The 15622-nt window shown below is 52.1% G+C and carries 10 protein-coding genes; 8 read left to right on the forward strand and 2 right to left on the reverse strand.

The features are described from left to right. Positions 1-76 precede the first annotated feature (76 nt). Both AC50YG_RS09395 and AC50YG_RS09400 read right to left on the reverse strand, forming a co-directional pair. Positions 77-1225 (reverse strand): competence protein CoiA, encoded by a 1149-nt coding sequence (locus AC50YG_RS09395; protein WP_494826395.1) that lies wholly within the window; start codon positions 1223-1225, stop codon positions 77-79. 128 nt (positions 1226-1353) lie between these two features. Next, positions 1354-3399: a beta-galactosidase gene (locus AC50YG_RS09400; RefSeq protein WP_494826397.1), complete on the reverse strand. Its 2046-nt coding sequence runs from the start codon at positions 3397-3399 to the stop codon at positions 1354-1356. A gap of 301 nt (positions 3400-3700) precedes the next feature. Between AC50YG_RS09400 and AC50YG_RS09405 the strand changes: the two genes are divergently transcribed. The 8 genes from AC50YG_RS09405 to AC50YG_RS09440 all read left to right on the forward strand — a co-directional run bounded on the left by AC50YG_RS09405 (position 3701) and on the right by AC50YG_RS09440 (position 15564). Further along, positions 3701-4660 carry an ABC transporter permease gene (locus tag AC50YG_RS09405; protein WP_494826398.1) on the forward strand — a complete coding sequence of 320 codons (960 nt, stop codon included), beginning with the start codon at positions 3701-3703 and terminating at the stop codon, positions 4658-4660. A gap of 28 nt (positions 4661-4688) precedes the next feature. Next, positions 4689-5573 carry a carbohydrate ABC transporter permease gene (locus tag AC50YG_RS09410; protein WP_494826400.1) on the forward strand — a complete coding sequence of 295 codons (885 nt, stop codon included), beginning with the start codon at positions 4689-4691 and terminating at the stop codon, positions 5571-5573. 122 nt (positions 5574-5695) lie between these two features. After that, positions 5696-7291, forward strand: coding sequence for an extracellular solute-binding protein (locus tag AC50YG_RS09415; RefSeq protein ID WP_494826402.1), 1596 nt, complete (start codon positions 5696-5698; stop codon positions 7289-7291). Between the two features lie 208 nt (positions 7292-7499). Beyond that, entirely contained in the window at positions 7500-9851 is a 2352-nt protein-coding gene (locus tag AC50YG_RS09420) for a helix-turn-helix domain-containing protein (protein WP_494826404.1), read from the forward strand. Between the two features lie 247 nt (positions 9852-10098). Beyond that, entirely contained in the window at positions 10099-12795 is a 2697-nt protein-coding gene (locus AC50YG_RS09425; RefSeq protein ID WP_494826405.1) for an exo-rhamnogalacturonan lyase family protein, read from the forward strand. Beyond that, positions 12792-13466, forward strand: a complete 675-nt coding sequence (locus AC50YG_RS09430; protein ID WP_494826406.1) for a DUF1961 family protein — start codon at positions 12792-12794, stop codon at positions 13464-13466. Before AC50YG_RS09425 ends, AC50YG_RS09430 begins: the two co-directional genes overlap by 4 nt. Positions 13467-13468: 2 nt before the next feature. Then, on the forward strand, positions 13469-14284 hold the full coding sequence (locus AC50YG_RS09435) for a polysaccharide deacetylase family protein (RefSeq protein WP_494826407.1): 816 nt from the start codon (positions 13469-13471) through the stop codon (positions 14282-14284). Positions 14285-14286: 2 nt separating this feature from the next. Beyond that, positions 14287-15564 carry a rhamnogalacturonan lyase family protein gene (locus AC50YG_RS09440; RefSeq protein WP_494826409.1) on the forward strand — a complete coding sequence of 426 codons (1278 nt, stop codon included), beginning with the start codon at positions 14287-14289 and terminating at the stop codon, positions 15562-15564. The last annotated feature ends 58 nt before the right edge of the window (positions 15565-15622 follow it).

The following is a 15622-nucleotide window of genomic DNA, read 5'->3' on the forward strand; positions in this document are numbered from 1 at the left end:
ATTGGGGACAAATGCTCCTCCAGCTCTCCGTCTTTTTCCCTGAACGGATCAGTCAGCACCTGCGTTAACTTTTGCTTCAACAGAGTTTACACAAAATTGTTGACAGACCCCCAAGCTGCTGAAGTAGGGCTGCCGTATTCAGTTTTTTTATATAATCGTAGATAGCAAAGGTATAGTTTGAGGAACCAATCGATTTATCAGTACGAAATACCCCTTCATTTCGAAGTTTTTTAAAATCGTCAATAGCATATTCGATCCATATTTTTGGAGATCCTTCTTTTTTATGCCGCTCAATTCGCTTAAATACATATTTGTCATAAAGCCAGAATTGCCATAGCTGAGCAGGGGGAATAATCAATTCAGAGTGCTTAACATCTAAATGAAACAAACCTGGAAATGATTCGAAAGTAAATCCATGTTTAAGCATTAATTTATTAAACAGATCTCTTTCCTTTAATGAGAACCTCCCCTTTAAGTTCAGTCGTTCAATCATGATTTGTTTGTAATATTCTCTGCGTTGTATGACCTCTTGTTCAGCAGCCACTTCTAGCGCTTTTTTTCTTTCCTCAGCAATACGCTCCTCTCTACGTTCAAACTCTTCTTGTTCAATCCGTAAACGTTCATTCCTTGCCCATTCTTCTTTTAGTAACCATTCAAGTTGATCTGTCCAGCAAAGATGGCCTTTTAAATATAATTGACTAAACGGTGCGATTGTTTTTTGGGTGTCGAAAATATGTTTACCATCTTGGTAACCATTGATTAAATGATGAAACTCACTATTCCTGGTGTCCAGATATTGAATTACATTTAGTGATTGATAGTGTGCTGACTCTAATCCGTTTACAACATCCACAATAATTCCATCTCGGTCGTTCAAACGGCGCATGTCGATATTTAATATCCATACGTCTGTGACATTGGCTTTTTTATAAAGTATATGTCTTTCTTTCCAGGCCGATCCGGTAATAATGGAACATTGAAATTCAAAAGCAAATCTCTCACCAGATGGATAAATGAGCATAACATCGGAGCGCTGCCTCGTTTCAGGCAAATAGTATTCCAGTTCAACCTGGCATCTAGGGAATCTTTCTTTTAACCAGCTATAGATTAGAAACTTCCCAGTACGATGTTCTTCGCTTTCTAGTTCGGTGTAAGGGTTCAGATTTTCACAAAGCTTACGATAATGATAATAATGAGCACGCTTTGTTCCAGCTCGGTACTTCACAGTATTTATCCGCCAAGACTATGCACGAACCTGTCTTTTGGTATGATATATTGAAGCATAAGTGCAGCAGCGGAGTAGGACACTAGTTTCTGTCCTGCTCCGCTGCTGTTTTTATATGAATATATCAATTATTTTGTAAAACGAACGACTCTGTGCTCATACTGTCCAACAGGAAGTGAACCAGCAGGAACAGCAGCTCCAGACAGGGCGTCAACGCCTTCTTGCGGCAGCGTCACATGACCGCCAGCACCATCCATATTAATAATGACCCAGATGACATAACCATCCCCCTGCCTTGGCGCGACAATGGTACCCTCAGTTGCTTCAAACCGCAGCGTGACACCCGCTTCATCGGCATAATGCAGCAGCATGCGCCGCAGCAGCGCATCCCCATCATCGCCTTGCGGCATGGAGCCGAGCATCACAAGCTTGCCCTGACCGATGCGTCGCTCGGTAATAAAAGCGGCGCCTGGCGTTAGTCCGCTATGCACGCAGCCGATTGCGGTTGCTCGGTGATCGCTGTCAGCAGCGGATGCGCCAGTCATGTCTTTGTCGTCTAGCGGCTCAAACACCGAGCTCCACATACCAAGCGGGGCCTGAAGGCCGAAGGCTTGTCCGTACGCATTCGTTCCATCCATTGGATAAACGAACGTCGTTTCTACGCCAGCCCGTTCCTCCAGCTTCCCTAAAGCAGCATCGGTATGCCATGTATGATGCTCCGTCCTACCACCCGTAAGCGGACCGACGATCCAGATGCCGCCTTCCCGAACGAAGGCGAGGGCACGGTCGAGGTAGTCCGGCGACAAGTAGGGCACGAATGGCGTCAGCAGCAGCTTGTAGCCGCCGAGCCCGCTGCCCTCTGTAATTAAATCGCGATGAATGCCGAGCGCAACCAGCCGGGCATAAAAATCGGTGACGAGCCCGCGATAGTTCAGCTTGCGCAGCGGCTCGGTGCGCAAATAGGCTTTGGCGCGATCAGAATAGGTCATGGCTAGCTCAGCGTGCATGGGCGAGGTTGCTAGCATGATTTCCTCCAGCTCTTGCCGCGCCTGCTCCACCTGCATGACATGGGCATAGCCAATCGTCTTTTTACCCCAAGCGCTTACCACCGAGCCATGCGGCTGCTCGCTGCCGGCGCGCTGCTGCCGCCACGGCCAATAGCAGAAGCCTCCCGCGCCCAGTGCATAAGCAGCGACTGCTTCAACCTTCACATAACCGGCCGGGTGAGGCGCTGCATAGCTTTCCAGCGAGCCGCTGTAGCTGGCGCTCGTCTCCATCACCCAGAACGGCTTGCCGCGCTTGACGCTGCGCCATAAATCGCAGTTGATCAAGTAGGCAGGCCAATTGATGCTGGACGCATATGTATCATAGGAGCCAAAATCAAGCTGCTGGAACAGCCGCTCAATGTCCACATGGAAGGCGATGCTGCTGTTGTGAGTAATCGGGAGCGCCGAGTAGCGCCGGATAACAGCGATCTGCTCCTCGGCAAATTCAGCAAGCTTCTCCATCGAAAACAGTCGATACATCGTTTGCAGCGAGGCATGATGCAGAAACGGCGTTGCGCCCGGCTGTGGAATTTGATCAAAGCGATTATAATATTCGCTCCATATATGAGTGCCCCAAGCTTCATTTAACTGCTCGATTGTTTCATACCGCTGCTCCAGCCAACCATGCCACTGCTCCAAGCATGCTGCGCACATACATTCCGCTACATGCGCCTTGAACTCATTATCGAGCTGCCAGCCAATCAACCCCGCCAGTCCACCAAGCTCTTGAGCGAGTCGGTCTATAATGATCGCTGATCGCCCGCGAAAATAGGGGTTGTTCGTGCACGCATGCTGCCGCGACCCATGTCCCAGCGTCTCGCCCTTCTCATTGACGAACAGCCGCTCCGGATGCCCATGCGACAGCCAAATCGGTGGTGTCGCCGTCGGTGTGCACAGAATCGTCTCGATTTCATTTTCGTGCAGCGTCTGGATGATTTCAGCCAAAAAACGGATATCAATTCGATTTTCCTCTGGCTCCAGCCTCGACCAAATAAATTCGCCCATTCGCACCACATTAATGCCGGCTTGCTTCATTAACGCAATATCCTCCGCAAGCACGTCAGCATCCCAAAGCTCAGGATACAGTGCCGCCCCATGATACAGCTTCCCTTCGAGTGGTCCCTTCACCCTAAACTCACGCCTTTCCGTTAAGCTTTACTTTGTACTTTAATAGGCGCTGTGTTGGGCTGGCAATCGGACTTTTTAACAGGGCCATTTTTGGGGCTTGAAACCTTTTGCACAGCTTTGCACTTTCTTGGTGAAACGGCCAAAAACCCCGCAGCAGCGCGGTTCAAGAATGTCTAATTGCGGGAAAACGCGAGCTGCCCTCATACTAAAGCTACACCGCAAACGATTTAGGCCAAGTGAGACAAGTGGGGCAAACGCGGTAGCTTAAAAGTAAACGAACGAAAGCTGGAGGTGAGCGAGGATGAAACAAATGGCGGCTATGCCGGAAGCTAGCAAGCAGCCGTCCCGGGACTATCGTCCAAGCGTGCTGGGGCGGCTGAGGAAAGACAAATGGCTGTACATATTGCTGCTGCCAGGCTTGCTTTATTTTATCGTATTTAAATATGTGCCCATGTGGGGCGTGCTGCTGGCATTCAAAAATTTCCAACCGTTTACCGGATTTTTGAAAAGCGAGTGGGTGGGACTGGAGCATTTTCAGCTGTTTTTTGCCAATCCCGAGTTTTTCATGCTGCTGCGCAATACGCTGCTGCTTTCCTTATACAATTTAGTGTTTTTCTTCCCGGCACCGATTGTGCTGGCGATATTGATGAATGAAGTACGCTTCGCGCTCTTCAAACGCACCGTGCAGACGATGATTTATGTACCGCATTTCATCTCTATGGTCATTGTGGCGAGTATGACGTATGTGTTTCTGACGACGGCCGGAGGCCCGGTCAACGAAGTGCTGGAGCAGTATACTGGGCGCAAAATCGAATTTCTCGCCACGCCCGAATGGTTCAAGCCGCTAATCATTATGCAAACCATCTGGAAGGAATGCGGCTGGGGGACGATAATTTTTCTCGCAGCGCTTGCAGGCGTAGATATGGAGCAATACGAGGCCGCTACGATGGATGGCGCGAATCGCTGGAAGCAAATTTGGCATATTACGCTGCCGGCAGTGCGCAGCACGATAGTGATTTTGCTTATTTTACGAATGGGCAACATTCTCGAAAATGGCTTCGAACAAATTTATCTCATGCTGAACCCCCTCAATAGGCAGGCGGCAGAAGTGTTCGATACGTATGTGTACATGATGGGAATCACTCAAGGCGCATTCAGCTACAGTACCGCAGTTGGTCTGTTCAAATCGCTCATCGGCGTCGTGCTTGTCGTCGGGGCGAACTATTTGGCGAAGCGCTTCGGACAGTCGGGGCTGTATTAGACAGTATGGAAGAAGGGGGCCTTGAAAAATGGCTAAGCATTACAATACGGTATCCAGCCGAGTGTTTGATACCGCGAATTATATCGTGCTCAGCGTCTGTGCACTGGCGGCGGTGCTGCCATTTATTTTCGTCATATCGGGCTCGTTCGCAACCGATGCGGAGCTGACCCAGCGTACGGTGTTTCTCATACCGAAGACGTTTTCGCTGGCGGCATATGAATTTATTTTTTCAACGAATACGATTATGAAAAGCATTGGCGTTTCCCTGTTTATCGCCTCATTCGGGACGCTGGTCAACTTGTTTTTCACGGTTACGATGGCTTATCCGCTGGCAAGACGCAATTTGATGGGCCGCAATGTCGTGCTGAATCTCGTCATTTTCTCGATGCTGTTCAGCGGCGGCATGATTCCGACGTATTTGGTCATTCGCGAGCTAGGGATGCTCGATTCCTACTGGGCGCTCATTATACCGGGGGCGATTAGCGCCTTCAACCTGATCATTATTAAAAACTTTTTCCAGGAGCTGCCGCCGGGGCTGGAGGAAGCGGCGCGCATTGACGGCTGTACGGAGCTGGGGCTGCTGTGGCGCATCGTTTTGCCGTTGTCAAAGCCGGTCCTTGCAACCTTTGCCCTGTTTTATGCAGTGGGCCATTGGAATGATTTTTTCACGGCGCTGCTGTATATTAATGATCCGCAAAAATGGCCGCTTCAAGTGCTGCTGCGCCAAATTGTCCTGCTGTCTCAGGCAGCGGCAGGCGACATCAATGCGATGGACCCGTCCTTCGTCAAGCCGCCCGACCAATCGATCAAGATGGCGGTAATCGTCGTCGGCACTGTGCCGATCCTGCTCGTCTATCCGTTTTTGCAAAAGCATTTTGCCAAGGGCGTGCTCATTGGCTCAATTAAGGGCTAATCGCGAATACACGGCTTAGGGAAGTATCCATGAGGCAACACAAACAAGCCGATTTAGCGAGCAAGCAGCTGGCGGTTTGGTATTTTAGCATATATGATAAATGATTAAGGGAGGCGTCAGCAATGAGAAAGAAAGAAGGAAAGAGAAAGCGTTTGCTGCCTATGCTGCTCGTTGGGACAATGGCGGGAGCGGTAATTGCAGGCTGCTCGCAGCAAGGGGAGAATGCGGAAGGTAGCGCAGGAGGTGCGTCTGCTGCACCAACTGGTACAGCAGGGGAAAGCCCAGCAGCAGAGAAGGCGCTACAGCTCAATATCATGCTGCCGATTTTTAAGACGAATTTCCCGAAGGATGATAGTCCGGTAGCAGCAGAGATCGAGAAACGGACGAATACCGACATTCATTTTGAGTGGGTGCCGAACGCTTCTTATACGGATAAATTTAATATTACGCTCGCCTCGGGCAAGCTGCCGGATATTATGTATGTGCCGGATGTGAAGTCCCCGAGCTTCGTTAATGCCGCGAAATCCGGCGCGTTTTGGGAAATCGGGCCTTATTTGAAGGATTATAAAAATTTGAGCCAGGCGAACCCGGTCATTTTAAACAACTCCTCTGTTGATGGCAAAAACTACGGGCTGTACCGCGGCCGTCCGCTTGGTCGCAATGGGGTATTTTACCGCAAGGATTGGCTCGATGCTGTTGGCCTCCAAACGCCGCAAACGATTGATGATTTTTACAACATGCTGAAGGCGTTCAAGGAGAAGGACCCGGACAAAAACGGCAAGGATGATACGTACGGCATGGTTATGGTCAAGTGGACGGGCCAGTGGGCGAGCGGCTTCGATACGATCAAGCTGTGGTTTGGGTCACCGAACAAATGGGGAGAGCGGGACGGCAAGCTCATTGTTGATTATGAAACGCCTGAATATTTGGAAGCGCTTAAATTCATGAAAAAGCTGTACGATGAAAAGCTGATTAATCAGGATTTTGCCATTATGGATTCAGCAAAATGGAATGATCCGCTTGTTAATAATCAGGCTGGCGTCATTGTGGACGTCGTGGACGGCGCGGCGCGGGCTGATGATAAAATTCATGCTGCGCTTGCGGCAGCGGGCAAAGACCAGCCGGATGTGCATTATATGGATGTGTTTGGCGGAGTGAAAGGAACGGATGGGCAGGTACGCACCTTGCCAACTTCCGGTTTTGCTGGCTTGCTGGCCTTCCCGAAATCGTCTATTAAAACCGAGGAGGAGCTGAAGCAAATCCTCAAGTTTATGGATCAATTGAGCGAACCGGAAATGCAGACGCTGCTAGGCTACGGCATTGAGAACACGCATCATACGATAGTGGATGGTGCACTTGTGCCAAGCAAGGATCCAGCGCTGCTCGAATCCGAGGTCGAGGGATTGAATCAGATGCTCAGCTTTATTCCAGAGGATAAGTCGACGAAGGTGAAGCAGACGCCGCTGCGTATTAAGCAGTTGGAAGTGCAGAAGGAAAATGAGCAGCTTATCGTGATGAATCCGGCAGAGCCTTTTATCTCGGACGTTTATACGCTAAAGGGCGCCCAACTGGACAATATTATGAATGATGCCCGGATTAAGTTTATCGTCGGCCAAATCGACGAGGCTGGTTTTAAAGACGCGATTCAGCTGTGGAAAACGAGTGGCGGCGATGATCTGAGCAAGGAAATGAACGAGCTGTTTGCAGCAAGTAAATAGCTGGCTGCTGGCCGATTGGGGCAGGGCGATAGGCAGAGGAACCGCGGATAGCAGCGGTCTTCTGTCTTTTCCTGTTCGGGTCGGTTCCAGTATATGTGCTAAATAAATAAAATGAAGCGTGATTGGCAGGAAATTCAGCCTGCTTAGCGAATGCGTTTACAAAGGGGATTCGTTGGAATCTCCTAATTTTCAGCTAGTGGGTGAGCTCATGATCAAAAGAATGAAAGCCAGGCTTATGCCGGGGGCGGGGATGACAGCGGGTCCGAAAGGAAGATTTTATCGCAAAAATCTTATTTTGCTGCTCGTCGTTTGCAGCATTCCGGGACTGATTACCGGGGCGCTCGTTTATTTTTTGGCAGGGGGCATACTGGAGGACCGCTTGCTGGAGCAGCATAATGAGCAAATTGAGCAGCGGGCGCAAAGCATTGATGAGCAGTTGACGAATTTGGAGCTGATGCTGTCGCATTGGGCATTCGATTCCAAGTTCGATTACACGCTTGGCAATCGGGACTATGTGCAGCAGTTCGAGAAGGCGCGTGACATTACGAAGACGCTGCTGGTCATGCAGGGCTCCAATACGATGAACAAGCAGGTTGGGCTGTATCTTGGCGGGGAGCAGCATGTGCTGTTCGGGCCGGAATATGGCGTGCTGCAAGGAGATGGACAGGCGGCTGCCTATGAAGGCCTGCTTCAATCGGATAAAGTAGCTTATTGGACACAGGTTGCCTTTGACACGGACCGTCCGTCCTATAAGGAGCTGACACTTGTGCATTACGTTCCTGGAGGCAGCCTGCATCCGTTCGGAGCACTGCTTATTAGACTTGATAATGACAAGGTGAGCGAAATGCTGCGGACGATGACGCCAGGTGAAGGCGGAGAAACGTATTTGATGCAGGATAATGGAGAGCTTTATGCGTCAACGAGCGGGAATGACAGAAATTCTGAATTTGTAAGCGCTTTAAATGAGGCGGTTGCAGCTGAAGTTTCGCATAAAGGCTCCTTTTTGTTCCGGTTCAGCGAGAGCGGCATGACGTATGCGGTTTCCTATGGCAAGCTGTCCCGGATTGCAGACAACTGGACTTATGTATCTGCTTCGCCGATTACGGGCATTACCGAGCCGGTGATCGTCGTATCGAAAAGCATTGTTGCGGCCAGTCTTGGCGCCTTGCTGCTTGCTGCTATTCTGGCGTGGCTCGCCTCGCGCAGCATATACTCCCCGGTCAATCGCTTGATGACGGTGCTGCGGGAGCGAAGCGCGCCGGCAGGCAAGCCGGAATGCGAATTTACATGGATCGAGCGGCAGTGGCAGCATTTGCACCGGGAAAGCGAGGAATTGCATGCGAAGCTTTCGGAGCAGCTGCCTCATGTGAAGGAGAGCTTTCTGCACCAGCTGCTGCAAGGCTATTTGGCGGATTACTCCGAAGGGGAGCTGCTTCGCCGAATGGAGCGTTATAAATGGCGGGTGGAGCCTGGCACGCATTATATGGTGCTTTATATGAAGCTGACTGGAATTGCTAATTTGGAGGGCAAATTCAAATATGGCGATGAGGGGCTGGCGACGTTTGCGGCGGTCAATATGATGGAGGAGCTGGCGGCAAAATATTTTGAGCAGAGCAACACGATTAACTTTCATAATTTAGCAGCTGGCTTGCTTATTATTGTGCCGGAAGGGCGCTCATATCGCGAGGAGCTGCATGTATTCAGTGAAGCAGCGATGCAGGCGTTCAACCAAATTCTTAATATGCGGGCGACGATTGCGATCAGCCCGGATACAGCGAGCATAACAGAGATTCCGCATCTGTTCGAGGAGACGAAGCATGCGGTCAGCTTCCGGCGCTACGATCAGGAAAATCAAATTATTGATATGGAGCAGCTGGAGGAGCAGGGCAGCGCAGCGTCGGAGCCTGCCTATCCATTTACGCTGGAGCGTGAGTTTATACAGGCGCTCCGGACGGGGCGTGAAGCTGAGGCATATGAGCTGCTCGAGCAGTTTCTGCAGGCATTGTCCAGCGAAGAGGCGAAGGAAATGGATGTGCAGCAGGGCATGCTGCATTTGCTCGGTTCCGTCCAGCATGCCATTATGGTGTCGGGCATCTCCCCGAACCGCTTGTTCAAGGGAGCAAACCGTTATGAGCAGCTGTCGCAAATCCGCGAGCCGGAGCTGCTGTTGGATTGGTTCCGCGGCATGATTGCGGCTCCGTTTCTTAGGGAGCTGGGCGAGCGGACGAATGCTGGGGTGAAGCGGCAGATCGAGCATGCGATGCTGTATTTGCAGCAGCATTATATGAGCGATATTTCTCTCGACAGCTGTGCGGAGCATATCGGCATGAATCCTTTTTTCCTAAGCAAGTCGTTTAAGCAGGTGACCGGGAAAAATTTTATCGACTATTTGACCGGGCTGCGGATGGATAAAGCGAAGGAGCTGCTGCGCGAATCGGTGCTGAAAATCAATGACGTTGCCGAGCAGGTCGGCTATCAGCACAGCTATTTCAACCGTATTTTCAAAAAGCTGGAGGGCATGACGCCAAGCCGCTACCGCGAGCTGAGTCAGGCGGAGTAGCTGGGCAGAGGTAGCCAGGTAGAGGTCTCCATGCTGGAACTGGCATTAGCCTCTGCCTGCAGCTATAGCAATAAAGTTCAAGCCTTGGCAAGAAAGTGCAAGCTTAAAAATGGGCCGTTGTCGGTATTTGATTAGGGCAGCTAAGTGGCATATATGGCATAATGCTCATGGAGCAAAAAAGTATCATTGCCCGCAAACGACCATCCTTCTAGTATAGAAAGCAGCTTAGAGGAAAGAGGTGCTGGCAATGAGTGTCAAGCTAAAATGGCTCGGTAAACAGGCGGCTGCGCCTGTCGGTTTAACATGGGGTGTTCCTTGGAAGGAAGGCGAACTGCTTCGCGGCGATTCGCTTGTTCTGCATAGCGAGGCTGCAGGCATGGAAAATGTGGCAAGTGCTTCCGCGCTGCCGATGCAAAGCTGGCCTACCGCTTTTTGGCCGGATGGCAGCATCAAATGGTCCGCCCATGCGGCGGTCGGCTCCAGCGATTCTGGCAGCTTTCAGCTGGGATTGGCAAAGCAGGCAGCGGCACCGGTGCAGGAGCTTGATGCGGCAGCGGAAGGCGAGCAGCCGATCCTAAAAGTAGTGACAACCGATGAGTCGATCATCGTAGATACAGGAGTTATCGTTTGTACGTTCCCGCGAAGCGGCAGGGGCGTAATTCGCAGCATTAAGCGCGGGGAGCAGGAGCTGTGCAGCGGTGGCGATTTGGTGTGCTTGAAGGAAAGCCGCAATCAGCTGCATGGCGCTTTGACGCTGCGGGAGGAGCCGTTTCACGGCTTTGTTCATACGGCGGTTGTCGAGCAGGACGGACCGGTCAGGTCGGTTATTAAACTGACGGGCAAGCATCGCGCGAGCTACAATTTGAGCCAAAGTGCTGACCCGAATAAGCCCAATCAGCAAAACGTAGTCAGGGTCAGTCCAAGCCGCGAATGGATACCGTTCACGCTGCGCTTTTATTTGTATGCAGGGCTGGACACGATTCGCCTCGTTCATACGTTTTTTTATGACGGCAATCCACATGCGGATTACATAAAAGGGCTGGGACTGTCGCTCGCTGTACCGATGCGCGGTCCGCTTTACAATCGGCATGTCCGGCTGGCGGGCAATGACGGCGGTTTTTTGCGGGAATCGCCGAAGTCGCTGCATACGCGGAGGACGAAAGGGAAGTACCGCGAGCTGTTTGAACGGCAGGCGGCGGGGGAAGCCGTTGCTTTTGATGCGGACGAGGATGCTTATTTTCTCGGACTGCTGGAAAATTCGGCGGTCTGGGATGATTTCAAGCTGGTGCAGCATTCAGCGGATCACTATGTGGTGACGAAGCGTACGAAGGCGCAGTGCTGCTGGTTGAAAGCGGGAGAGGGAAGCCGTGCGGAAGGGCTTGCCTACATCGGAAGCGAGGGCGGCGGCCTAGCTGCAGGTATGCGGAATTTTTGGAAAAAGCATCCGGCCTCGCTGGAGCTTCGCCATACGGCTACGTCATCGGCCGAGCTGAATGTATGGTTCTGGTCGCCTGATGCGCCGGCGATGGATTTGCGGCATTATGACACACAAACGTATGTGGAGTCGGCTTATGAGGGCTCAGAGGAGCTTCGGGCTACGCCATACGGCATTGCCAATACGAATGAGCTGACGCTTTGGTGCACGGCGACTACGCCGAATGAAGAGGGACTGGCGCATATGCTGGCAGAAAATCAGTCGCCTGCCCAGCTTGTGTGCGAGCCGGAGTATTTGCACGAGGCACGCGCCTTCGGCATTTGGAGCCTGCCGGATCGCAGCACCGCTGCAAAGGCACAGCTGGAGGAGCGGCTGGACGGCATTGTTGCTTTTTACCAGGCTGAAGTGGAGCAGCGCCGTTGGTACGGCTTTTGGGATTTTGGCGATTTTATGCACAGCTATGATCCGGTCCGTCATGTGTGGAACTACGATCTTGGCGGCTGTGCATGGCAAAATTCAGAGCTGGTGCCGAATATGTGGCTGTGGCTCATGTTCATGCGCAGCGGGCGCGAGGATATTTTCCGTTTGGCTGAGGCGATGACGCGGCATACGAGCGAGGTGGATGTATACCATTTTGGCGAATATGCCGGGCTTGGCTCGCGGCATAACGTGGTCCATTGGGGCTGCGGCTGCAAGGAGGCGCGCATTGCGATGGCGGGGCTGCACCGCTACTACTATTATTTGACCGCCGATGAGCGCATTGGCGATATGCTTGATGAGGTGAAGGACGCCGATTACAGCACGGTGGTGCTGGACCCGATGCGCGCTTATTTTCCGAAGGACGAGCATAGGACTCATATTCGCGTCGGGCCGGATTGGGCTGCGTTCAGCTCAAACTGGATGACGCGCTGGGAGCGCTTCGAGGATACGGTATACCGGGATAAAATAGTAACCGGCATTAACAGCGTCAAGCAGGCGAAATACCGGCTCATCTCCGGGCCGACGTATGGCTATGACCCTGCGACTAATGTGCTTACGCCGTTTGGCGAAGACAACTATGGCCGCCATTTGGCCATATGCATGGGTGCGCCGCAGGTGTGGTTTGAGCTGGCGATGATGCTGAAGGACCCGGAATGGGAAGATATGATGGGCGAGTTAGGCGTTTATTACAACTGGACGCAGGAGCAAAAGGATGAGCTGACGGGCGGAGAAATAAGCGACAGCCACTTTGAGCATCCGGTTCTTAGCATTGCCATTACCGCCTATGGCGCTTTCCGCCGCCAAGATGCCGCAACTGCGGCGTTTGCCTGGCAGACGCTGCTGGGCAATGCTTTTGCCCGCACGGATTTGCTGGGAGAGGCCGTTCTTGTCCAAAACATCCGCAGCATGAAGGAAATCGACTGGATTAATACGAATGAGGCGGCCCAGTGGTCGCTGAATACGATCATTAGCCTGGAGCTGATTCCAGAGGCGCTGCCTGCTATGGAGAAGGAGCTGAGCAGGCGATGATTCCAGCGAGCTGGAAGCTGATCTATGACAATCCGCTGCGCACCGCGGAGGATATAAGCGGTTTTCACGCGGAGGGGGATGCGCTCCTTTCCTTTCCGCAGCAGCGGCTGCGTCTAGCCAGTGCCCGGGATGAGGCAGAAGGCCAGCAGGCAAACTTTGTATTGTGGTGCCCGCATCATTTTCCAGCTGATGTGGCCATCGCTTGGGATTTTCGCCCGATAGCGGAGCCGGGGCTGGCGATTTTGTTTTTTGCGGCGGAGGGGCGCCGCGGGGAGGATTTGTTCGATTGTGCGCTTGCTGCGCGAAACGGCCCCTATGAGCAATATCATCACGGCGATATAAATGCGCTGCACTTGGCTTATTTTCGCAGACGCTGGCCGGAGGAACGGCAGTTTCATACTTGCAATTTGCGCAAAAGCTATGGTTTTCATCTCGTAGCGCAAGGTGCCGATCCGCTGCCGGGGACGGCTGACTGCACTGAAAGCTATCGCATGCTGCTTGTAAAGCGGGGTGGCAGCATTTATTTTTCCATTAATGAGCTGCCTATTCTGGAATGGAAGGATGACGGCGAAGCTTATGGCCCGCTGCTCGGGGCTGGCAAAATCGGATTTCGGCAAATGGCGCCGCTCGTTGCGGAATACGCCAATTTGAAAGTTTATGGGGAGGAATAACGATGACGTCTATCCTGCTTTGTTTTCCACAGGGCAAGCATAAAGCATTGACAATGAGCTATGACGATGGCGTGAACGCTGATAAGCGCCTCGTAAATATTTTTAACCAGCATGGTATTAAAGGCACGTTCCATATTAATGGTGGGCTGTTCGGCACGGGGCGCAGGCTGACGGAGCAGGAGGCGGTGCAGCTTTACGACGGCCACGAGGTTTCCGCTCATACACTAACCCATCCGACGATTGCCCGGTGCCCGGCTGAGCAGATTGTGCATGAGGTGATGGAGGATCGCAAACGGCTGGAGCAATTGTTCGGGTATGCCGTTAGAGGGATGTCTTATCCGAATGGTTCGTTCAGTCCAGCGATTAAGACGATGCTGCCCTCACTCGGCATTGAATATGCGCGGGTTGTACAGACGACAGGAGGCTTTGGCCTGCCAGACGATTGGCATGAATGGAAGGCGACTTGCCACCATAATGATCGTCTGATGGAACATGCGGAGACGTTTGCGGAGCTGCACAAAACGCAATATTTGTATCTCATGTACGTATGGGGTCACAGCTACGAGTTTGATGACCAAGGCAATTGGGAGCTGATGGAGCAGTTTTGCGAATATATCGGGGGCCGGGATGATATTTGGTATGCAACGAATAAGGAGATTGTCGATTATATAAAAGCGTATGAGCGTCTGCAATTTTCAGCTGGTTTAACGTTTGTGGAAAATCCGAATGCGCAAAGCATCTGGCTTAGCGTCGACGGTGTAAAGCTCGAGGTTGCAGGCGGCAGCCGCGTATCCCTTATAGGAAGCGAGGAGGAATAACGATGATGTCAGGAACGGAATCGGTATATGCGCTTGGAAGCATCGACATTTCAGAGGCAGGGCCGCGGTGCAAAATGCTGATCGGCGATTTGGATGGGGATGGCCGTATGGAGCTGCTGCTCGTGCAGCCGGATAATCGGCAGGATGTTCGCTATATTCCCCATCAGGTGCAGTGCCTGACCGCCTATGATTTGCAGGGCAAGCTGCTCTGGCAGCATGGCAAACCAGATCCAGAGGCAGGCAAACAAGGCTCGGATTATCCCGCGCAAATTTATGATTTGGATGGGGATGGCAGGCTGGAGGTGCTATGCATTATGCAGGACCGATTTTTGCTGCTCGATGGCGCGACTGGGACGGTTAAGGAAAGCTATGAACTGCCTGATCCACATGCCCATGACTGCATCATCATTGCGAACTTATCAGGCGGCGAGCACGCCTCCGACATTATTTTGAAAGATCGCTATCATAAGCTGTGGGCGCTTAATCGGCATTTTGAGCTGTTGTGGACGCATGAGGGCAACCCGGGGCATTATCCATGGGTGTACGATTTGGACGGTGATGGCAAGGATGAGGTAATGGCAGGCTATGATTTGCTGGATGCGGCGGGCAAGCTTCGCTGGAGCTGCACGGATCTGGATGACCATGCCGACTGCATCTGGGTTGGCGATGTGAATGGCGACGGTGAGCCGGAGCTCGTCATTGGCGGCAGCGTTACGGTTATGTATAGCCGCAGTGGCGAGGAGCTATGGCGTTATGAAGGCTCCATTGAATCGCAGCATATCGCACTGGGACGTTTTCGCAGCGATTCGCCAGGTCTGCAAGTGGCCGGTCTCGACCGGCTCGTGCGCGAGGATGATGGCAAGGGGCTTAAAGGGAAAGACGCGCTGTTCTTGCTTGATGCCAAAGGACAAGAGCTGTGGAAGGAGGATCGCAGTACGGATGGCTGGCTGACGATCATTGAGACAGTGAGCGGCTGGCGCGAGCAAGCGCCAGACTATATTCTTGGCTACCGCCGTGGGGGCGGCGTATTCCCTGCCCTATATGACGGTTATGGAGCTGTCGTTGCAGAGTTTCCTATGGAAGGCTACGCGGTACACGCGGATTTGCTAGGAAGCGGGACGGAGCAGGTTATTATTTATAACGATGCGCTGGCGAGGATCTATGCAAGCAAGCCGAAGGAGCTTGAGCCGGCACCGAGACAAGGCGGAGCGCTTACACAGCCTAAACGGCTGTACAGCTCGACGCTGTATCCTGGAGGAGAGGCTGCTATTCAATCATAACCAATATCCATTTTTATTGGTTATCTAGCACCGCATAGTGCTGTGCTAGATAACTAAT

This window comes from Paenibacillus sp. J31R34 (genome assembly GCF_059383715.1).